Source organism: Sphaerimonospora sp. CA-214678 (genome assembly GCF_050942215.1).
Classification (GTDB): domain Bacteria; phylum Actinomycetota; class Actinomycetes; order Streptosporangiales; family Streptosporangiaceae; genus Sphaerimonospora.
In genome coordinates this window covers 23,883-43,292 of the sequence record NZ_CP192057.1, presented here as the reverse complement: position 1 = coordinate 43,292, position 19,410 = coordinate 23,883, and the positions used below count along the sequence as shown (strand labels likewise).

General features: G+C 66.3%; 20 protein-coding genes and 2 pseudogenes. 13 read left to right on the top strand and 9 right to left on the bottom strand.

Annotated features, from left to right (window positions below; translation table 11 throughout):
• Nucleotides 1–43 precede the first annotated feature (43 nt).
• The 4 genes and pseudogenes from ACQP1K_RS28895 to ACQP1K_RS28880 form a co-directional block, all read right to left on the bottom strand.
• The gene (locus ACQP1K_RS28895; RefSeq protein WP_433501791.1) at nucleotides 44–2,182 is read right to left on the bottom strand and encodes a hypothetical protein; all 2,139 of its coding nucleotides are present in this window, start codon (nucleotides 2,180–2,182) and stop codon (nucleotides 44–46) included.
• 778 nt (nucleotides 2,183–2,960) lie between these two features.
• Nucleotides 2,961–3,209, bottom strand: a complete 249-nt coding sequence (locus ACQP1K_RS28890; RefSeq protein WP_433501790.1) for a hypothetical protein — start codon at nucleotides 3,207–3,209, stop codon at nucleotides 2,961–2,963.
• Nucleotides 3,210–3,275: 66 nt separating this feature from the next.
• Nucleotides 3,276–3,593, bottom strand: coding sequence for an NlpC/P60 family protein (locus tag ACQP1K_RS28885; protein WP_433501789.1), 318 nt, complete (start codon nucleotides 3,591–3,593; stop codon nucleotides 3,276–3,278).
• A 127-nt stretch (nucleotides 3,594–3,720) separates the two neighbouring features.
• A pseudogene (locus ACQP1K_RS28880) lies at nucleotides 3,721–4,077 on the bottom strand (hypothetical protein); the annotation flags it as partial.
• Between ACQP1K_RS28880 and ACQP1K_RS28875 the strand changes: the two are divergent.
• The 11 genes from ACQP1K_RS28875 (at nucleotide 4,007) to ACQP1K_RS28825 (ending at nucleotide 14,842) form a co-directional block, all read left to right on the top strand.
• Nucleotides 4,007–4,843, top strand: coding sequence for an IS5 family transposase (locus ACQP1K_RS28875; RefSeq protein WP_433501777.1), 837 nt, complete (start codon nucleotides 4,007–4,009; stop codon nucleotides 4,841–4,843). The pseudogene ACQP1K_RS28880 and the gene ACQP1K_RS28875 sit on opposite strands and share 71 nt — an antisense overlap.
• Nucleotides 4,840–5,265, top strand: coding sequence for a hypothetical protein (locus tag ACQP1K_RS28870; RefSeq protein ID WP_433501778.1), 426 nt, complete (start codon nucleotides 4,840–4,842; stop codon nucleotides 5,263–5,265). Before ACQP1K_RS28875 ends, ACQP1K_RS28870 begins: the two co-directional genes overlap by 4 nt.
• A gap of 211 nt (nucleotides 5,266–5,476) precedes the next feature.
• The gene (locus ACQP1K_RS28865) at nucleotides 5,477–7,531 is read left to right on the top strand and encodes a Tn3 family transposase (RefSeq protein ID WP_433501788.1); all 2,055 of its coding nucleotides are present in this window, start codon (nucleotides 5,477–5,479) and stop codon (nucleotides 7,529–7,531) included.
• 173 nt (nucleotides 7,532–7,704) lie between these two features.
• Nucleotides 7,705–7,833 carry a hypothetical protein gene (locus ACQP1K_RS28860; RefSeq protein WP_433501787.1) on the top strand — a complete coding sequence of 43 codons (129 nt, stop codon included), beginning with the start codon at nucleotides 7,705–7,707 and terminating at the stop codon, nucleotides 7,831–7,833.
• 50 nt (nucleotides 7,834–7,883) lie between these two features.
• On the top strand, nucleotides 7,884–8,603 hold the full coding sequence (locus ACQP1K_RS28855; protein WP_433501786.1) for a 2OG-Fe(II) oxygenase: 720 nt from the start codon (nucleotides 7,884–7,886) through the stop codon (nucleotides 8,601–8,603).
• Nucleotides 8,600–9,808 carry a cytochrome P450 gene (locus ACQP1K_RS28850; protein WP_433501785.1) on the top strand — a complete coding sequence of 403 codons (1,209 nt, stop codon included), beginning with the start codon at nucleotides 8,600–8,602 and terminating at the stop codon, nucleotides 9,806–9,808. The genes ACQP1K_RS28855 and ACQP1K_RS28850 overlap by 4 nt, the downstream gene beginning before the upstream one ends.
• A 104-nt stretch (nucleotides 9,809–9,912) precedes the next feature.
• Nucleotides 9,913–11,190, top strand: a complete 1,278-nt coding sequence (locus ACQP1K_RS28845) for an aldo/keto reductase (RefSeq protein ID WP_433501784.1) — start codon at nucleotides 9,913–9,915, stop codon at nucleotides 11,188–11,190.
• Nucleotides 11,187–11,777 carry an NADPH-dependent F420 reductase gene (locus ACQP1K_RS28840; RefSeq protein WP_433501783.1) on the top strand — a complete coding sequence of 197 codons (591 nt, stop codon included), beginning with the start codon at nucleotides 11,187–11,189 and terminating at the stop codon, nucleotides 11,775–11,777. Before ACQP1K_RS28845 ends, ACQP1K_RS28840 begins: the two co-directional genes overlap by 4 nt.
• A complete protein-coding gene (locus ACQP1K_RS28835) occupies nucleotides 11,774–12,622 on the top strand; it encodes an SAM-dependent methyltransferase (protein ID WP_433501782.1) in 849 nt (282 codons plus the stop codon). Before ACQP1K_RS28840 ends, ACQP1K_RS28835 begins: the two co-directional genes overlap by 4 nt.
• A gap of 97 nt (nucleotides 12,623–12,719) precedes the next feature.
• Nucleotides 12,720–13,976, top strand: a complete 1,257-nt coding sequence (locus tag ACQP1K_RS28830; RefSeq protein WP_433501781.1) for an MFS transporter — start codon at nucleotides 12,720–12,722, stop codon at nucleotides 13,974–13,976.
• 26 nt (nucleotides 13,977–14,002) lie between these two features.
• Nucleotides 14,003–14,842, top strand: coding sequence for a methyltransferase domain-containing protein (locus tag ACQP1K_RS28825; protein WP_433501780.1), 840 nt, complete (start codon nucleotides 14,003–14,005; stop codon nucleotides 14,840–14,842).
• Nucleotides 14,843–14,910: 68 nt separating this feature from the next.
• Here the strand turns inward: ACQP1K_RS28825 and ACQP1K_RS28820 are convergent, their stop codons facing one another.
• The 5 genes from ACQP1K_RS28820 to ACQP1K_RS28800 all read right to left on the bottom strand — a co-directional run bounded on the left by ACQP1K_RS28820 (nucleotide 14,911) and on the right by ACQP1K_RS28800 (nucleotide 18,322).
• Nucleotides 14,911–15,822, bottom strand: coding sequence for an IS3 family transposase (locus ACQP1K_RS28820; RefSeq protein WP_433501779.1), 912 nt, complete (start codon nucleotides 15,820–15,822; stop codon nucleotides 14,911–14,913).
• Nucleotides 15,819–16,190: a transposase gene (locus ACQP1K_RS28815; RefSeq protein ID WP_055477450.1), complete on the bottom strand. Its 372-nt coding sequence runs from the start codon at nucleotides 16,188–16,190 to the stop codon at nucleotides 15,819–15,821. The genes ACQP1K_RS28820 and ACQP1K_RS28815 overlap by 4 nt, the downstream gene beginning before the upstream one ends.
• 251 nt (nucleotides 16,191–16,441) lie before the next feature.
• Nucleotides 16,442–16,867, bottom strand: a complete 426-nt coding sequence (locus ACQP1K_RS28810; RefSeq protein ID WP_433501778.1) for a hypothetical protein — start codon at nucleotides 16,865–16,867, stop codon at nucleotides 16,442–16,444.
• Nucleotides 16,864–17,700, bottom strand: a complete 837-nt coding sequence (locus tag ACQP1K_RS28805) for an IS5 family transposase (protein WP_433501777.1) — start codon at nucleotides 17,698–17,700, stop codon at nucleotides 16,864–16,866. Before ACQP1K_RS28805 ends, ACQP1K_RS28810 begins: the two co-directional genes overlap by 4 nt.
• Before the next feature lie 64 nt (nucleotides 17,701–17,764).
• On the bottom strand, nucleotides 17,765–18,322 hold the full coding sequence (locus ACQP1K_RS28800) for a hypothetical protein (RefSeq protein ID WP_433501776.1): 558 nt from the start codon (nucleotides 18,320–18,322) through the stop codon (nucleotides 17,765–17,767).
• A gap of 146 nt (nucleotides 18,323–18,468) precedes the next feature.
• Between ACQP1K_RS28800 and ACQP1K_RS28795 the strand changes: the two genes are divergently transcribed.
• Together ACQP1K_RS28795 and ACQP1K_RS28790 are read left to right on the top strand one after the other, a co-directional pair.
• Nucleotides 18,469–19,149, top strand: coding sequence for a tyrosine-type recombinase/integrase (locus tag ACQP1K_RS28795; protein WP_433501775.1), 681 nt, complete (start codon nucleotides 18,469–18,471; stop codon nucleotides 19,147–19,149).
• A gap of 87 nt (nucleotides 19,150–19,236) precedes the next feature.
• Nucleotides 19,237–19,371 (top strand): annotated as a pseudogene (locus ACQP1K_RS28790) (3-beta hydroxysteroid dehydrogenase); the annotation flags it as partial.
• Nucleotides 19,372–19,410 lie beyond the last annotated feature (39 nt).

Genomic DNA, 19,410 nt, shown 5'->3' with positions numbered 1-19,410 from the left:
CATAAGATCACAAACGCGCGAGACATCGCCGGGAGAACACCCTTCAGCCGCCGCGGCCCTGCGTCTTCGAGTGGACGAGCCGATGCGTCATCGTCACCAGACCCAGATCCTCGACCTGATGACGCCACAGGGAGAGCCACTCAGAGTCCTCATCCGGGATCTTGACGGGTAGATCGTCGGGCGGGTCGGGTTCGTCGCCCAGCCAGGGCGGCGGCTCGAACTGGGCCAGCAGGTCGGCGAGCTCGCCGAGGGACCTCTCATCGGGGCCCACGCCCCGCGCCCGTTCCTCCTCCCTCGTCGCCTGCAGGATGCCGAGCAGCTCGTGCCATTCACGACGTTGCTCCCGATACAGCTCGACGAGCTCGGCCATCCGCTTGTCCGCTCCGAGCTCCTTCGCGACCTCCTCAAGGGTCGCCTCGCCTCGTCGCCAGCCGCGTTCGCCCCTGACCGCCAGGCCGTACACCGCGAGCTCCTTCAGCGACCGCCAGACGCTGGCGTCGGCGAGAGCGCTGAGCCGGACCAGCTCGCCGACCTTCGTCTCCTCAGCGCTCAGCACCTCGTACAGCAGCGCGCTCGGGCCGCTGAGCTCCCAGAAGGCGGGATGGATCCCCTCGATGAAGCCAGCTCGCCAGCGCCGCCACGCAGCGCCCTTGCGGTACGCGTCGGGGACGCGCAGCCGATACACATCGGCCCGGACTCCTTCTCCGCTCATCACCAGGTCGATCAGCGGATCGTCCTCGCCGCGCAGCAGCACCAGAACGTCCGCCACCGTGGTCCAGTGCAGGCCTGACGCGATCGACAGCGACCGTACGCCGAACTCGACCGTCGTCGACCCCCTCATCTGGGCCGCCTTGCCCAGGGCCCGGAGCACGCGCCGGACAGTGACGGCCCTCCGGCCCCACTCGGCCTGCCGGGCGGGGTCTCGCTCCGCCAGCCACACGGCGTTCCACCAGGTGCGGATCCGCTGGTACTCGGTAGATCCAACTTTACGACGTAAAGAAAACTGCCGCGGATTCATGGATGCAGACCCTGCCACAATCGATTCCGGGCACGAGCCCTTTCCTGGCAGCTCAGCGGGCGTGGAGTCCTGGCGCCTTGTGTAGGTCGTCGAGGCAAGTTTATCGCCAGCCGTTCCGATGACCGCTTTTCGCCATTCCGAGGTGATTCGTTCCTTGGTGCGCGAGCCGTACTTGCCGAAGAACCCGGCCAGGCCCCGCCAACGACCCGAACGCATCTCTTGGATCACTTCGGAGAGCCGCCAGCCGGCCGCGGCGGCGGAGTTCAGCACGGCGAGGCGGGCCCGGCTCCTGTCCAGATAACCGGCCCGATGGTGATCGCCGGTCCGCGCCATCGCGTCGAGGTCCGCCCTGATCGGACGTCGGCCCCCGATCAGGGGCAGCCACGGTTCCCCTCCGGCGTCGAGCGGCCCGTCGAAGGCCGTCCGCTGTACGGGGGAGACGGCGTGGAGCTCGGCGGAGAGCTCGGTAAGCAGTCCGTTCCACACCTTCGGGCCGCACGGCCGCCGGACGGCGTCCAGGGCCGCGTCGAGCGACATGTCGAGCCGCATCCAGCCGGTCAGATGACCGGCCCGCATTTTGTGGGGAGCGCCGGGAGGGCGGATCTGGCCGAAGACGTTGCTCATGGGGGAGGCGTCGAGTGTCGTGTAGCGCCGGGCGAGGGCGTGCGCGACGCGCCTTAACTCCTCGTACGGCAACGCCGCCGCGAACAGCACGTAGACGTGGCGTCCACCGGACGGCGAGCAATCGTGGACGCAACGCCCGCCAAGCCGTTCCAGCAGCTCGACGAATGCCGTTGCCTCCCGTGTGACCTGTTCCCGAGGGGTTTCGGGGGAGTCCGTGTGCTGGGCGAGCTTCGTGTCGAAGTCGGCCACCAAGAGCCGGCCGCTCTGGCTTTCTGTGTGGAACACCGGGACCGTCGCCGGCCGGTACGGCAGGGCCTCGTCCAGCGGATGCTCGTACCCGCGCCCCTTGTGCCACTTGGGGAAGCTCACGCCGCCGTCCGGGGACAGCCTCATCCGCGGCGCCTGGGCGATCGCGGGCGCGAGCAGACGCCACTGCTCGGCGGCCAGCGCGCGCGCGGCGGTGAGGCTCCCATCGGGGGAGCCGGGGGCTGGTATGTCGGCTAGGAGAAGTTGGTACCCCGGCGTGTCGACTCCGGGCAAACCTCTACCGGCCGAAGGACGGGATGCTATCGTCGTCTCCTGTAACTCTTTATGGACTTCAATCGGTAGCTCTCTGGAAATCGGTAGCTCTCTGGGAATCGGTAGCTCTCTGGAAATCCGTAGCTCTCTGCTCTCTGGATCAAGGAACTACACGGGCCAGGGCTGATCGTGGTCTGTATGGGGTTGTTCGAAGTGGTCACTAGTTCGTTTCGGCTGCCAACCTCTGGAACTAGGCCACTACTCGGGTGTTAGTCCGCGCGTGACCCCCCTTCTGGGGGGCACCGCCTTTTTCTCGCAGCCCATCGCAGGCCGGTCCTCCTCGCTCGTCATGGTGAGAACGACGACACACTTTGCCACGTCACGACCCCTGCACGCTGGGTAATGCCGAAGTGTGTCAGGAGTAATGTCCTGGACAGGTCGCGTGACGGGCTGCGTTGCCGACCCCGACCGGGGAAGGGCCCACAGGTCGCTCGCGGACGGCAAAGCCGTGCCGGCCCCGTGCCGTACGGGCAGGGCTCGGACATATGGGGACACGGCCGACACGCCGATAGAAGGGCGTGCTTCACTAGCCGGACGACTCATTGGTATCGTCATCTCCGGTTGTAGTTCCAACAGGGCCACGGCCTCGGATCCGACTCGGATTACGTTCGTCAGGCGCATCGAGTCGGGTCCTGGACCGAAGCCCACATGCGGTTAGCGGACGCCCCCCGGGCCAACGGGGGGCTTTCGTTTTGATCTGGGCGTCCTCCTACCAGGGATGGGGAAAGCAGCCTGCCGCTCAGGCACTCAGCTTCAGCCGCTCCTGCTCGTGATCCGGTCTGGGCCAGTGCTTGGCGTCGCGCATGGCTGCGACCATGTCCACGATGAAGTCGCCGAAGTGCGTATAGCCCGCCGCGGCGGCGTCTCTCTGCAGATCGGCGTACAGCTCTTCCGGGAAGCGGATGGTGTGCGCCTTCCGCCGCCCCTTCGACTTGCGTCCAGGCCTGCTTCCACTCACGAACGACAGGTTTACCAGAATCAGAATCACCGCCACCACCTACAGCCCCGCGTGTCGCAAAAATTTCCTCCGCTTGCCGTGTACGAGATCACCCCGCTACTTCGCCGCGGGCCGGCGCTTCAGGTCGGGGTCGGCGAGGGACCTCGTGAAGCCGACGATGTTGCCGCGTGAGCCGTACACGGTGATTTTGATCGGGCCGCACCGGGTGCAGCGGGCCTCGATGGCCTGACCGCCTCCGATGACGAGAGCGACGTGCCCTGGACGGCCCGGGCCGTTGCCGGGGCCGGAGGAGAAGAAGACCAGGTCGCCGGGCTGCTCCTGCCCGGCCGGGATGCACGTCCAGCTGCGACTGCAGTTCCTGGGTGAGCGCGGAGCAGCGGGCGTAGCCGATCCGGATGTCGGCCGACGGCCCATCGTCACTGAGTGGGGCGGGCGGTGGCGTGCCCGGCCGCCACGGCTTGCCCGGGTTCCGGTCGGCCGGGGTGATCACCCGCAACAGCTTCGCCAGCCGGGGTACTTTCGTGAACCGGCCGGTGTGGTAAGTGCCTGCTACCGCGCCCGAGCGTGACCGGCACGGCGAACCCGCTGCGACGGCGCATCGCGGGCATGGGTGACGCTCGACCTCATCAGCATCACGGGTGTGTTTCTCGGCGATGGTGGATAGATGAGCTGATTCGGCGTGTTCGCGGGGGTTCCAGGGCCTCGGGCATGCCCCAGATGCTCTTAGAGGACGGTTCGAGAGGGTATGCCCCGAAATGCGTAGCGTGATTGTGTGAATTTGTAGCGTTACGGCCGGTCGGCGGGCTTGGGTGTGCTGGGATGGCGACGTGAGTGAGCGCAAACCGTACCCGAGCGACTTATCCGACGAACGGTGGGCCCTGATCGAGCCCGTGATCACCGCGTGGAAGGCCGCGCACCGCTCGGTCAGCGGCCACCAGGGCCGTTACGAGATGCGGGAGATCGTCAACGCGATCCTCTACCAGAGCCGGACCGGCTGCCAGTGGGACTTCCTGCCGCACGACCTGCCGCCCCGCAGCGCGGTGTACTACTACTTCGCCGCGTGGCGCGATGACGGCACCGATCAGACGATCCACGACCTGCTGCGCTGGCAGACGCGGGAGAAACGCCGGCGATTAGCCGACCCGAGCCTGGTGGTGCTCGACACGCAAAGTGTTCACGCGGCGGCCGCAGTGCCGTCAGACACGACGGGACGGGACGCGGGCAAGAAAGTGCCCGGGCGTAAGCGCGGCCTGGCCGTGGACGTGTTAGGCCTGGTCATCGCGGTGGTGGTGCTGGCGGCCTCGGCGCACGAGAACACCGCCGGAATCGCCCTGCTGGACCGGGTCGCCGACGCCACACCGTCCGGCAGCGTGCGTACGGCGCTGGTCGACCAGGGATTCAAGAACGCCGTCGTCGCCCACGGCGCCACGCTCGGCATCGACGTGAAGATCGTCGAACGTAATCCTGCGGACAAGGGGTTCGTCCCTCAGCCCAAGCGGTGGGTGGTGGAGCAGACTTATGGCATCCTCGCCCTGCACCACCGCCTGGTCCGCGACTACGAGCACCGCCCCGCCAGTTCCGAATCGCGGGTGTACTGGGCGATGAGCGATGTGATGGCACGCCGGTTGACCGGCACCTCCAGCGCCTCCTGGCGCGGCGCATGATCGGCCACGAGGCGAGCAGAGCGCTGCTGGACAAGATCGATGCACGCGAGGCCGCCGTGACCTGCGAGGCCGAACAGACACGCGAGCGGATCGACGAACTCACCGCGCGACTGCGCGAACTCGACGAGGCGATCGATCATCTGCGGATCACCCGCAAGACCCTCATCTCGCTCACCGGTGAAGACGACGCCGAGTCGGCCGCACCGCCTCCCGCGCTGCCCGATCACCCCGCCTACCAGCAGATTCTGACCGTCTTCGCCGACGTCGGCCGACCTTTGCGCGCTCGCGATCTGTGCCAGGCCCTGGACCTGCCCATCGTGTCGAAGAACACCGAGAACATCCGCTCCAAGCTCAAACGCCTCGTCAGCCGCGGCATCCTCATCGAGACCGAGCCCGGTTTGTTCACTCAGCCGCGCCCATAAACCAGCAGCCGGCCCCCTGACCAGCCCGCCTCTTCCAACCCCAACGACAAACGGGACATCAACTCGCGAACCGCCCTCTTAGGGGTTGCTGTAGTCCCGGGGAAATTTCCAACGGATTTGCCTGACCTGTACTGACGCGGGTCGATTCCGTTCGCTGATCACTTCCGCTACGGTTCGTACAGTCCTGCCCATCGCGGTGTGGGGGTGGTCGATGTCGACTCGGATGTTCTCTGAGGATCAGTTAGAGCGGTTGCGATCGTTTCCCGACATCGGCCGGGACGATCTGATCCGGTACTTCACCTTGACGCCCGCCGACGTTGCCTTCATCGACCCAGGTCGTGGTCGTGGCCCCAGCGACCGTCTCGGGCTTGCTGTCCAGCTTTCGACGTTGCCGTGGCTGGGGTTCGTACCGGATGAGGTGCGGTCGGCGCCGCGGGTGGCAGTGGCCCGGCTGGCTGAGCGACTGGATGTGGATCCTGGCGTTCTTGAGGAGTACGGCCAGCGGGAGCAGACCCGCAGCGATCATCTGCGGCTGGTGGCCGGCTACTTAGGCTGGAAGAACGCCCCGGCTGGGAGTATGGCGATCAAGGAACTGGAGCAGTTCCTGCTGGATCGGGCCATGGAGCACGACTCGCCGACATTGCTGTTCAACCTGGCGACCGAGTATCTGATGGCGTCCAAGACCATCCGGCCGGGCATGACGACGCTAGCGAAGATGGTGGCCACGGCCCGGACCAGCGCCACGTCACTGACCTGGGAAAAGGTGGCGCACCTGCTGACCGATCAGCTGCGCGCGGATCTGGATCGGCTGCTGGTGTATGACGCCGGGCTGAAGACGACACGCTTGGCGTGGCTGATCAAAGCGGCGACCGACGCCACCGCGACATCGGTGAAGACCGCGATCGACAAGCTCACCTATCTGCGGAACATGGACGTGCACACGCTGGATGTGTCCATGCTGGCGGCCGAGCGGCGCCGTTTCTTGGCCTCGGTGGGTCGCCGCTCCACCAATCAGGCGCTGGAACGCCGCGATGAGCGCCGCCGCTATCCGATCCTTCTGGCGGTGGTCGCACAGTCAGCTGTGGACCAGGTCGATGAGGTCGTGATCCTGTTCGATCAGGCGGTATCGGCCCGGGAGTCCCGGGCCAAGACCAAGACCGATGAGGCACTGATTGAGCGGGCTAAGGCCGGTGAGGCCCGGCAGTTGCTGTTAGAGGTGATCTTGCCGCTGCTTGCCGACCCGTCGATCCCGGATGAGCAGATCGGTGCTTTGCTGCGGAACCGGATCGGAATGGGCAAGCTACGCGAGGTCGTGGCCGACGGGTGGAAGAGGTTGCCGCGCGATCACGGACGGCTGTCGGCGCTGCACGCCTCCTATACCTACCTGCGGCAGTTCACTCCGCAGGTGCTCGCGGCGATCCATTTCCAGGGCGGCCCGGGCACCGCAGACCTGATGGACGCGGTGGCCATTTTGAAGCGGCTCAACGACAGCGGCGGGCGTAAGGTGCCCGAGGAGGCACCGACCTCGTTCGTCCCCACCCGGTATGCGGAGTATCTGGACAAGGCCCGCAAGAGCGGCGATGAGACGGCCTACCGCCACTACTGGGAGTTATGCGTGGTCCTGGCGCTGCGCGACGGGCTGCGCTCGGGGGACATCTTCGTGCCGGGTTCGAGGCGCTACGCCGACCCGGCGACCTACCTGTACACCGACTGCTGGCCTGATCTGCTGCGAATGGCTGGCTCGCTAAAGTACGGTCAAGCCACCGCCTCCCTGGTGGTTGGCAAATGGTCGGCGGCCTCCCGGCAGAACATCCTGGCGGCGGCACTGAAGGAATGGGGCATGCTCCGGCGCACTCTGCACGCCGCGAAGTACCTGTCCGATCCGGCCTACCGCAGGAAGATCGCCCGACAGCTGAACAAGGGGGAGAGCCTGCACGCGCTGCGCCGTGACCTGCACTACGCCCACCAGGGCGCGGTCACCAAGCCGCAGCTAAGCGACCAGACCGACCAGGCGTGGTGTCTGACCGTCTTGACCAACGCCGTCATCGCCTGGACAACGGAGTATTACTCCCTTGCCGTGCGGCAGTTGAGAGCCGCCGGCCGAGACGTGCCGGACGAACTGCTGGCCCACATCTCCCCAGCGCACAGCGAAAACGTCAACTTCTTCGGCGTCATCACCGTGGATGTCGAGGCAGAGCTCGCCAAGCTCGATGTCGGCGGCTGGCGGCCACTGCGCCCGGCCGCCGCCGACCTGAGCCTGCTGTGACGTAGCAGGATTGAACTCTAAGGATTGATCTTAGGTGTAGTGGCCCGAGTTACCTGCGAAATGAGTTGAAACAGGGCCAAATAAAAGATCTTGACCCAAAGGAGTTGACGATTGCTCTCATTAGAGAAAAGCTATGCGTCATGGTCAAACATGCATAAAGGGGGTGCAACCAGATGGCCAAAGATACGGCAGCGGAGAGCGAAGTCCAGACCATCGACGTCTCCGACGAGCAGATCGAGGCGTTGATGTGGCCGCGCCGCCTCACGGCGATCCCCGAGGACGTGCTTTCGCGGATCTCGTGAGGAATGACGACCCCTGAAGACGTCCCGACTCGGAAGGAAAATTGATCCTCTTGCGTGTCTCCTACAGTGACGACACCTGCTTGGTGATTGACGACTTTCCCGATCGGGACGCCTTCAGGCGTCTGAGCATGAGCATCCAGTTCGTCGACTACGAGCCGATCCATTCGACAAAGTGGAACAAACCCTACGGCCCCCCTGGCCTGCCGATCATTCAGAGTGCGGGTGTGCTGAGGGGGCAGAAGCAGTCGACCCCGCCCCGTCTTGGGCTCATCGGTGACTTCGTCGACCAACTACGTAACTCCCGAGCGCCGATCTCGGATGGACCGGGCGCCGGGGTGGTCGGAAGCCGAATCCTGACGGGCAAGCTCATTGCCATGGGCGCTGGCGCCGGGCTCTTCTGGCACGCTGACACCGACCAGGTGAATGGTGCGTACATCTTCTACGTGCATCCTCGCTGGGATTCTTCCTGGGGAGGCGAGCTCATGGTCATGGACGGCGCGGCCGAACTCGGTGTCGGTGCACTGGCCGATAGCGCGGGCGGCGGTGCGGAGCGACCGGACTACGAGTCGCTCGGTGCGGTCATTGGACCTGACTTCCGTACCGATCCCGCCGAGGAGCGGCGCATGCAGATCGGGACCGGCCGCTTCTACACGGCGCGTCCCAACCGGCTCGTGCTCATCAACGGCCAGGTCGAGCACAGGGTGAACCCGGTACTCCCGGCGGCTGGCGACCAGTTCCGATGCAGCATCGTCGGCTTCGGGATCAAATGATGTCCAAGGCTCCGCCGATCGCCGTTCCCACCTTCGAGCTTGACTGCGACCCGAGCGACGCCTTCGCCGACGACGCCTATCGAGCCTTCGAGTCGGCGCCGCCCGTCGCCCGGACGCCGCGCGGTGACTACCTCGTCACCGGCCATCCCGAGGCAGTCCATATCCTCCGCTCCCCCTGCGCAGAGCCACGTTCCGACTACCCGATCGCAGGCAGTCGCTGGAACCGACTCGCGGAGCGCTTCTTCGTATTCCTTGACGGCTCGACGCACCGTCGTCTGCGCTCCGCCTTCGACGCCGACTTCGCACGGGGGGCCCTGAACTGCAATGGTGATCGGATCGGCATGATCAGTGCCGCCCATGCCGAGGCTTTCCGGTCACGCATTGAGGCGGAGGGGGCGGCCGACGTGATCACGGACTTCGCTGTCCCCTGCACCGTGAAGATCCTCACGCACACTCTCGGCATCGACACCGAGGCGGTGACCACGGTGGTTGACCTCGCCACTCGTATCCGTTCTACCGGGGACGAGGACCGCGAATACCTTGACCGTGTGGCCGTTGAGCTGCAGACGACCGCAGACATGCTGATGGACGGCGGTCGCTTCGATGGCAGCCTGCTGGCTCGTCTCGCCATGGCATGCGACGGAGACCGCGAACTCATGCGCGCGACCGTCTCGCTCCTTCTCCTGGCTGGGTTCGAGACCAGTGCGAACCTGTTTGGGAACCTCGCGTTGGCGCTTCTGTGGGATCCACGGCGCACCCGCACCCTCCTTGATGGCGGGCCCAGCTTGCTTCCCACTGCGGTTGAGGAACTGTTGCGCCTCCACTCGCCCGCTCACGTGGTGGCCCGGATCGCGCGGGAGCCGATCGCGGTCGGCGACCTCATACTGCCGGCAAAGGCACGAATCGCGGTACTCCTGCGTTTGTGCAACATGGACGCCCGAGTCTTCGCACGGCCCCGGGAGATGGACCTGCGGCGGACACCGAACCCACACCTGAGCTTCTCGTACGGACGGCACTACTGTCTGGGGGCGTCTCTCGCCCGGGTCGAGATCACCGCCATGCTCCGAGCCCTGTTGCCTCTCCTCGCACGCTTGGATGTCGACAGGTCGAAGCCTCCTGAGTGGACCGCGCAGGCGCTCGGACGGTCACTCGTCGCTCTTCCCGTGCGCCTGCGCTCTGCGGCGCACGCGAAAGGCCAGGCATGAGCTGGCCTGTGCACGTCACCATCGGCGGGCTACGGCCAGTGCACCGTATCGGGCTGGGTGGCAACAAGTTCTGCGGTCCTGACATCTGGGGACCTCCACGGGACGTGGATGAAGTCGTCACCGCGGTGCGGGTGGCGTGCGACAGTGGGATCGAGCTCATCGACACCGCGACTTCCTACGGCCCGGGCTGGTCCGAGGAGATCATCGGTCGGGCGCTGGCTGGACGAGCAGACCAGCCGGTCGTTGCCACCAAGGTGGGCAAGCATCGTGACGCCGGCCGAGGCTGGGTCCTCGATGGTCGGCCCGACCGGCTCGTCGAGGAGGTCCACGACTCGCTGCGCCGACTTCGGCGCGATCACCTCGATCTCGTCCAGCTTCACGGTGTTGATCGCACCGTCCCGATCGAGGATTCCCTCGGGGCATTGTGGGACCTGCGTGACCGGGGAGAGGTGGGCGAGGTTGGCGTATGCAACGTGTCGGCCGACCAGCTGGCCCAAGCAAGACGGACCGGTCCCCTCGCCTCGGTCCAGAACCAGCTTTCGCTGCTCCGCCTGGACGAGGCGACGCTTGCGGTCGTGGACGCCTGCGCGGCGGCTGGCATCGCCTTCCTGGGCCATCAGCCGTTCGACCACGGGAGAGTCTTCCTATCCGGCGTCCTCGAGCACGTGCCACGACGGCTGGCCCGCAGCGCCGTCGGACAGCTCGTGCTGCGGCTCCTGCTGGAGATCGGTCGCCATGTCATACCCATCCCGGGCTCGGCCGATGTAAGCCACATCCGGGCCAACCTCGGTGCGCTACACCTCGATCTCACTGATGCCGAGATCGCCGGCGTGCTGCACGAACTCCCTCATGCGAGTGTGGCACGCCGACGGATCGTCGGTGCGGATGGAGCTGTCGAGGAGCTCCCGCCGCGGCTGGGCGCAACGCCGCACACCACCTTGGAGGTGCCCCAGCAGCAGATCACGCAGAACGGGCCGCCCAGTGCTCGCGAAGAACTGATCCGGCGCGCGAGCGAGCTGCCGGGTGTCACGATCCAGCGGACCCTCCTTGCGATCCCGGGCAGTGTCGCCTTCCACGTCGCCGGCCATGAGCCGGAGGACGACAGCCTCATGGCTGGCTCGGAGTTCCTACATTTCCACCCGCAACATGACGGGTCGCTGCACGTGGTCTTCAGCCCCGAAGACCACGCCGAGCTGCTCGCCAAGGGATGGGGCATCCCTCATCTGCTCGCCGGGCACGTCGTCCACGAGCGGTCGTTACTCGTATGGGCACCTCGGGACCAGGCCGAGCTGGAGATCTGCTGGCACATCATCCGCCGTGCGCACCGGTACGCCATGTCGACAGTGAGGTCTAAGCCGGCGGGAGCAGGAGCGGGGCGATGAACGTCGGGATCTTGGGAGCAGGGCCCTTCGGGTTGGCCCTCGCCGCACGCCTGGCCCGCCATCGGGTCGACGTGCGGGTAACGACGCGCGACGTGGCCAAAGCGGCCGAACGTGCCCGGGGGTACCCGGCCCTCGCCGAGGTCCCCGAACTCATCACCGACATGGCAACCGTGCTGGGTGAGTCCGATCTCCTGGTCCTCGCGCTTCCCTACCCCGTCGCGCTGCGGTTGAGCCAGCGTTTTCCTGCCTTCGCCGCTGGGAGGTCGCTTGTCGACGTGACGAACCCGCTGCTTCTTCGGGATCGCGGTGACCCGTTCGCGGCCGGGGACGGCTGTCTCGGCATTGCCCGGGCGCTCCCCTACACGCGGATCGCAAAGGCTTTCAACACCTTCACCGCCGCCAGGATGGACACTGATGCCTCCGACGTGGCGCCGTATGCCACAGATGACGACTCAGTCGCGGACACCATCGAGGACCTCGCGCGACGCATCGGGCTTCGACCAGTGCGAATCGGGCCACTCGCCTATGCATCCCACCTCGAGAGCGCGGCGCTCGTTCACCAACTGACCTCAGGAGCACTGTCGTGACTGAACTTCGACACCAATCCGAGGGCGAGGCCGTGCGCCGCAGGACCGACCGGATCACGTTGGTCGGCACCGGGATGCTGCCACCCCGCGACATCACGGCAGGCGGGATGCACGCCATTCGTTCGGCCGAGGTCGTCGTGTACTCCGCGACGTGGCCTGGAATCGGCCGTTGGCTGACCGAGTTGGGTGCGCGGCGTGTCGAGGACATCTCCTCGCTGTACAGGCTCAACGGCGTGGACTCGGAGAACTACGACGCGATCCTCAAGGCGGTGCTCGACCTCGCACGCGAGTGTGGGCACGTCGTCTTCCTGGAGCCGGGCAACCCCCATCTCGGTGTCTCGAGCACCACCGCTCTGACCAGGCTGGCGAGGGAGCTCGATGACTTGGAGGTCGAGGTGGTTCCCGGTGTCTCCAGCTTCGACACAATCGCGGCCGACCTCGGCGTCGACTATCTCTCGCGTGGCACCACGATCATCGACTCCAACCGACTCCTTATTTACAAAATCAAGCTCGACAGCACCTTGGGCGTGTTGATCTACCACCCCGCGTCGGTTGGAAACGCCCGCGTCGACTTCGAAGCGCCGTGGAGGTCCAACAACCTGTCGCTCCTGCAGGACTACCTGCTCCGAACCTTTGACACGAAGCATCCCTATTACGCCGTTATTTCGGCCTCGGCACCCGGGCGGAATACCGAGGTCACCCGTGGAGAACTAGGGGAACTTGCGGCAAATGCCCGGCTGTTCCAGTATGGCTCCTCGCTGTACGTGCCGCCGGCTGCGAACTTCGAGCTCGACGAAGAGTTTGTCCGTCGCCTCACCAAGAGCATGGCCGACAAGCAGACCTGAATATCCAACCACCCCGATTCCACCGCTTGCTTGTCAGCCGCTGATCAGGGTGGCCTGTAGCGTGACAGCATTTGGACTCACCTCGAAAGAGCCACGAATGACAGACCTGACGCGTGACCGTGCCGCTTGGCGGCGATTCCAGAGGTTGTGGTCAGCCACCGCGACCTCGAACCTCGCTGACGGCATCCTGCTGGCCGCCACGCCGTTGGTCGCCCTGACACTCACGCGTGACCCGGTCGCCATCACGGCCATCACGGCCATCCAGTACCTGCCCTGGCTGCTCCTGTCGATCCCGATGGGCACGCTTGCCGACCGTGTCGACCGTGTCCTCCTCCTCCGCATTGCCAGCATCATCCGTGCCGCCGGAGTCGGTCTGCTAGCGGTGGGGCTGGTCACCGGCTACCTCCACATCGCCATGCTCTACGGCTTGGCCCTCGTGTTCGGGATCGCCGAGACCCTGTACGACAACACCTCCTCCGCGCTCGTCCCGAGCATCGTCGCCGACCACCAACTCGAGCGGGCCAACGGCCGGCTGCAGGCGACCTACACCGTCGCCAACAGCTTCGTCGGCCCACCTTTGGGAAGCGGGCTGTTCGCGCTCGCCATCGCCGCGCCGTTCGCCCTGGGCGCAGTGGGCTATGCTGCGGCCTTCCTGCTCATGCTCATGCTTCCCATCGCGCGACGGAAGACAGCCCATGATGGCCCGGCGCCCCGGTTCCTCGAAGATCTGCGGGAAGGCGTCCGGGGATTCGCTAAGTCGTCGATGCTCATCGCCTTGTGCATGCTGTTCAGCGTCGGCAACCTGGTCAGCTCCGCCACCTACAGTCTCCTGTCTCTCACGGTCGTCGAGCGACTCCACGCGACCCCCGCGACGTTCGGCCTCGTGCTCGCGGGTGGAGCTGTAGGAGCATTCCTCGGAGGCGTGTTCGGCGATCGTGTCGGTGCGATCACACGCCCAGGCACCACCCTGGTCTGGACGACGGTTGTGTCGGGCCTGGCGACTGCTTCGCTCGGCTGGGTCGATAGCGTGGTGGCCCTCAGCGCTTTGATGGCAGTCGACGGCTTCGTCGTCATGGCCCAGTCGGTCGTCGCCGTGAGCCTGCGGGCGCGACTCATCCCCGACCACATGCAGGGCCGTGTCATCGCCGCTTTCCGCACGCTGTCGACCGGCGCCTCAGCCCTGGGCGCGGTCGCCGGCGGCCTGCTGGCCCGTGCGGTGGGCCTGTCCTGGCCCTTCTTCATCGGGGGCGGGGTTCTGGTCGTCCTCGGCCCTGTGCTCTTCCGCTGGCTCAGCAACGACCGCATCGCGGCGGCGACAAACGCCGGGAATCGCGCTGCCGCAGAGATGGCATGATGTTCGAGGCCCACCACCATGCGCGCATGCTCGCCGACGCCGTCCGCGTCACCGCCTTCCGAAATGCCCTGGCGGAGGTGATTGAGTGCGACGATCGAGTCCTCGACGCCGGGACGGGCCCCGGTATCCTCGCCGCCATCGCCGCCGAGTTCACGTCCGGGCCGGTTGTCGGGGTCGAGTACTTCGCAGACACGGCTGCCTTCGCGGCCAGTGCCGCCCATGCTTCGGCACTGGAGCGCGTGCGCATCGTCCAAGGCGACGTTACCCGGGTTGACATCGGCGATCCGCCGGACGTCGTCGTGTCGGAGACCATCGGCGCACTCGGTCCGGAGGAGAACATCGTCGGTCTGACGTACGCCCTCCGGCAACGCTTCCCTCAGGTGCGCGCATTCGTGCCGTCGCGACTCCGCGTGCTGGCCGAGCCCGTGGTTTCGGACGAGGCCGACCGCCTGACCGCGAGCGTCATCGGAGCCTTCTCTCGACTGCAACCTGGCGGGCTGTCGTTCGAGGAGCTCCTGCCCGAGGTGGAGTTGGCCCTGGGCAGCCAGATCGTCACCACACGGCTCGCCGACGCCATGCCCGCTGGCGCCCCTCACACGCTGGTGGAGTACAAGCTCGGCGAGACGTCGGACGCGGACTTCAGATGCACGGTAGATCTTGGTGGCTCCGCCGCGAACGCGGTTCACTTGTACTTCGAGGCGGTGCTCGGTCCGACCATCGGGCTGAGCAGTCATCGCACAAAACCCTTTACCCACTGGAGCCACTCCTATGTCGCACGCCCCAGTGGTGCCCGGTACGCGACGTTCTCCTACAAGCACGCTGCGCGGCGCTTCTCGTGCCGCTGGGCGGCGGGGTCCAGATACTGACGGATCGTTGAGAGACGTCCGTAAAAGAGAGGAAAAACTGTCAATCCCCTCAAAGCGTGGAGACGGTCCTATGCCACAGCGGCCCTCAGCAGGGCCGTTGAGGCTTGCCTCTTCTCGATCATCTGGCGCTCGAATGTGACAGGCGGGAGCCCGTCGTTGGCGCTGTGTCTCCGTCTGGCGTTGTAGAAGTCGGTGATCCAGGTTGCGATCTTCAGGCGGGCCTCGGCCCGGGTACGGAAGTGCTGCCGGTAGACGTATTCGACCTTGAGCGTGCTGTTGAACGACTCGGCCGCGGCGTTGTCGAGCGCGCAGCCGACCCGGCCCATCGACTGAACGACCCCATGCCGGCGGCATTCGGCCTGGTAGCGGGCGGCGGTGTACTCGCTGCCCCGATCGGAGTGGAAGATCACCCCGTCCACGTCACCGCCACGGGTGGCGACCGCCATCTGCAAAGAGGCGACCGTCAGCGCCGCATCGTGATGCTCGGACATGGCGTACCCGAGCAGACGGCGAGAGAACAGGTCCTCCACCGTGGCCAGATACAGCGGCCCCTCATCAGTGCTGATCATCGTGCCGTCGCCCACCCACAGCACATCGGGGGCGACCGCGGAGAACTTCCGCCCGACCAGATCCGGCGCGGCCGGCCGCTTGCCTTGACGGGTCAGCGAGCGCGGCTTCTTGGGCACCCGTCCGGCCAGACCGAGTTCGGCCATCCGCTTGGCCACGGTGTTCTCCGACACCTTCCAGCCCTCGCCGCGCAGGTCATGAGTGATCCGCGGCGATCCGTAGGTGCCGTCCGAGGCCGCGAAGTGCCGTGCGATCTCCTCATCCAGCCGGGCCCGGCGCTGCTCACGCATCGTAGGCTCGCGGTTCTTCCACTTGTAGAACCACGACTGCGACACCCCCAGCGCCCGGCAACTGGTGGCGTGGTCAATGCCATAGTCGGTCTTCTGGGAGCAGATGAAGGCCGCCACGCTCACCGGCCCACCGCCTCTTTCACCCACAAGACCACCGAACGCTTGAGGACATCACGCTCGTCCTCCAGCTCAGCGCGTTCCTTCTCCCAGGCCGCCTTCTCCCGGGCGTGCTGCTTGACCAGCTCGGCCTTCTCCCGCCGCAGCCGCGCCAGCTCTTCGCTCTCGGACTCCTTCAGCGTCCCGCCTCCACTGCCGTTGCCGCCGGCCTGCCCATTGGCGTGCCGGTCCAGCTGCACCCAGTTGTGCAGCGTGTACTCGTTGATACCAAGGTCTCGCGCGACGTGCGAGACGGGCTTGCCGGTCTCCTTGACGATACGCACCGCCCCGGCCCGGAACTCCGGATCAAAGCGGCGCCTGGGGGTACCTGCCACGACCAAACCTCTCCCGGTTCGGTCTCCACGCTACGAGGGGAAGCTCAAAACCCAAGTAAGCCGCAAAGGGCTAAAAGGACTGGCCAGAGGCCGTTTCCGGTCCTTCACCCGGTCCGGCCCGTGCACCACACCCGAGGCGGCTTTGCGCAATCGTTGATCACGTAGTGCTGTTAGAGGGCGGTTCGCGAGTTGATGTCCCGTTTGTCGTTGGGGTTGGAAGAGGCGGGCTGGTCAGGGGGCCGGCTGCTGGTTTATGGGCGCGGCTGAGTGAACAAACCGGGCTCGGTCTCGATGAGGATGCCGCGGCTGACGAGGCGTTTGAGCTTGGAGCGGATGTTCTCGGTGTTCTTCGACACGATGGGCAGGTCCAGGGCCTGGCACAGATCGCGAGCGCGCAAAGGTCGGCCGACGTCGGCGAAGACGGTCAGAATCTGCTGGTAGGCGGGGTGATCGGGCAGCGCGGGAGGCGGTGCGGCCGACTCGGCGTCGTCTTCACCGGTGAGCGAGATGAGGGTCTTGCGGGTGATCCGCAGATGATCGATCGCCTCGTCGAGTTCGCGCAGTCGCGCGGTGAGTTCGTCGATCCGCTCGCGTGTCTGTTCGGCCTCGCAGGTCACGGCGGCCTCGCGTGCATCGATCTTGTCCAGCAGCGCTCTGCTCGCCTCGTGGCCGATCATGCGCCGCGCCAGGAGGCGCTGGAGGTGCCGGTCAACCGGCGTGCCATCACATCGCTCATCGCCCAGTACACCCGCGATTCGGAACTGGCGGGGCGGTGCTCGTAGTCGCGGACCAGGCGGTGGTGCAGGGCGAGGATGCCATAAGTCTGCTCCACCACCCACCGCTTGGGCTGAGGGACGAACCCCTTGTCCGCAGGATTACGTTCGACGATCTTCACGTCGATGCCGAGCGTGGCGCCGTGGGCGACGACGGCGTTCTTGAATCCCTGGTCGACCAGCGCCGTACGCACGCTGCCGGACGGTGTGGCGTCGGCGACCCGGTCCAGCAGGGCGATTCCGGCGGTGTTCTCGTGCGCCGAGGCCGCCAGCACCACCACCGCGATGACCAGGCCTAACACGTCCACGGCCAGGCCGCGCTTACGCCCGGGCACTTTCTTGCCCGCGTCCCGTCCCGTCGTGTCTGACGGCACTGCGGCCGCCGCGTGAACACTTTGCGTGTCGAGCACCACCAGGCTCGGGTCGGCTAATCGCCGGCGTTTCTCCCGCGTCTGCCAGCGCAGCAGGTCGTGGATCGTCTGATCGGTGCCGTCATCGCGCCACGCGGCGAAGTAGTAGTACACCGCGCTGCGGGGCGGCAGGTCGTGCGGCAGGAAGTCCCACTGGCAGCCGGTCCGGCTCTGGTAGAGGATCGCGTTGACGATCTCCCGCATCTCGTAACGGCCCTGGTGGCCGCTGACCGAGCGGTGCGCGGCCTTCCACGCGGTGATCACGGGCTCGATCAGGGCCCACCGTTCGTCGGATAAGTCGCTCGGGTACGGTTTGCGCTCACTCACGTCGCCATCCCAGCACACCCAAGCCCGCCGACCGGCCGTAACGCTACAAATTCACACAATCACGCTACGCATTTCGGGGCATACCCTCTCGAACCGTCCTCTGAGAGGCGAACACCCGGTGCACCCCCGCCCCCGAGCACGACAGCCGGAAGCTGAACAGGAAACACTTGGTCACTTTGCCGGCCAGCTTCACGTAGCAGTCGGCGAAGTCGACCTCGGCGTCCTTGCCCGGCTCGTGGAGTTGCGGCACGAAACCTGCCGCAACGCCGGTGCGCTGGGCGTGCTCGGCGTTGATCTCGCCCCGGCGGTGGTGCACATACTTGGCCACATACGAATACGACACACTGACCTGGTGCTCATCCAGGAGCCGCTCCCAGATCCGGCGGGCGGTATGACGCTGTTTGGGCGGCGCCAGGCAATCGGCTTTCAAGATCTGATCGACGAGATGGGCGATGCTGTCGCGGACCGGAGCGCTGCGGAGTGGGTCCTTACGCTCGGGCGGGATCGGACAGGCCAGCGCCTGGCGCACGGTACGGCGATGCACCCCGTACTTGGTCGCGAGCTCACGGATGGACAGGCCCAGTTGTTTCTCATCCCAGCGGATCGCGGCGAACAGCTCCACTTTCGACCCCATCCCCGGCCCCAAGCGTAGTCAGACGAACACGATCCGTATCACATGACGCAAGAGACCCTCTTACCCACACCCGCCTCGGCGGATTCCTCCGCCACCCGCAGGTGGGGCCAAATCAGAGTGCTACAACCCCCACCATGACCGCCCCTGGTGGGGCCGGATCAGAGTGCTGCGGTGGGTCCATTCCAGAGTGCTACGGCCACCAAGGCCACCGCGGCAGCAGCCCGCGCCTGCACGCCCACGCCCGCCCAGCCCGCGACCGTGCCATCGTCTACCTGCTGTTCGGCACCGGGCTACGCCGCGCCGAACTGGTCGGCCTGAACCTGGACCAACTGGAGCCGGCCGAACCCGACCGGCTACGCCAGGCCAAGAAAGCCCGCCTGACCAGCGTGCGCGGAAAGGGCCGCACCACGCGCACGGTGTTCCTCGGCCGCGACGCCCGCCAGGCCCTAGCCGACTACCTTCAAGTCGAACGGCCCGGCGACGCCGCCGCCAGCCACGCGCCGGCCGCGCTGTTCCTGTCAGCCGCGTCCATCGCCGCCCGCCGCCCCGACGGACGGCTGTCCCCGCGCTCGATCAGCACCATCGTCGCCGAGATCGGCCGTCTGCACGACGCCCAGACCGCCGACCCCGACCGCAAGCTCGGCACCCTGCGCCCGCACGACGCCCGGCACACCTTCGCCTTCGAACTGTCGCAAGCCTCCGGCCACAACCGCGCCGAACTCGAGCGCCGCCTCGGCCACGCCAACGACCGCTACCTGCGGATCTACACCAACCCGCCCGACGACATCGCCGCCGGGTACGTCGAGGACCTCTAGCCAGCCCAGTCGGGCGGATCTTCCGTCAGGTCCGTCGGAGTCTCATCATGCCTTCTGACTTGCGGGTTGCATCTTTGGCGCTTACTTGGTCTGCCCCCCAACATCGTCACGCAGAGCTACCCGGCGTCCAACCTCGTCACCCGCCGGACCCTCGGCTGGGAACCCGCTCAGCCCCGCCTGCTCGCCGATTTGGACAACGGCCACTACTTCCCCGCCGACTGACGGTAAGGACCCGAGTCTCAGCGAGTCCGGCACATGACA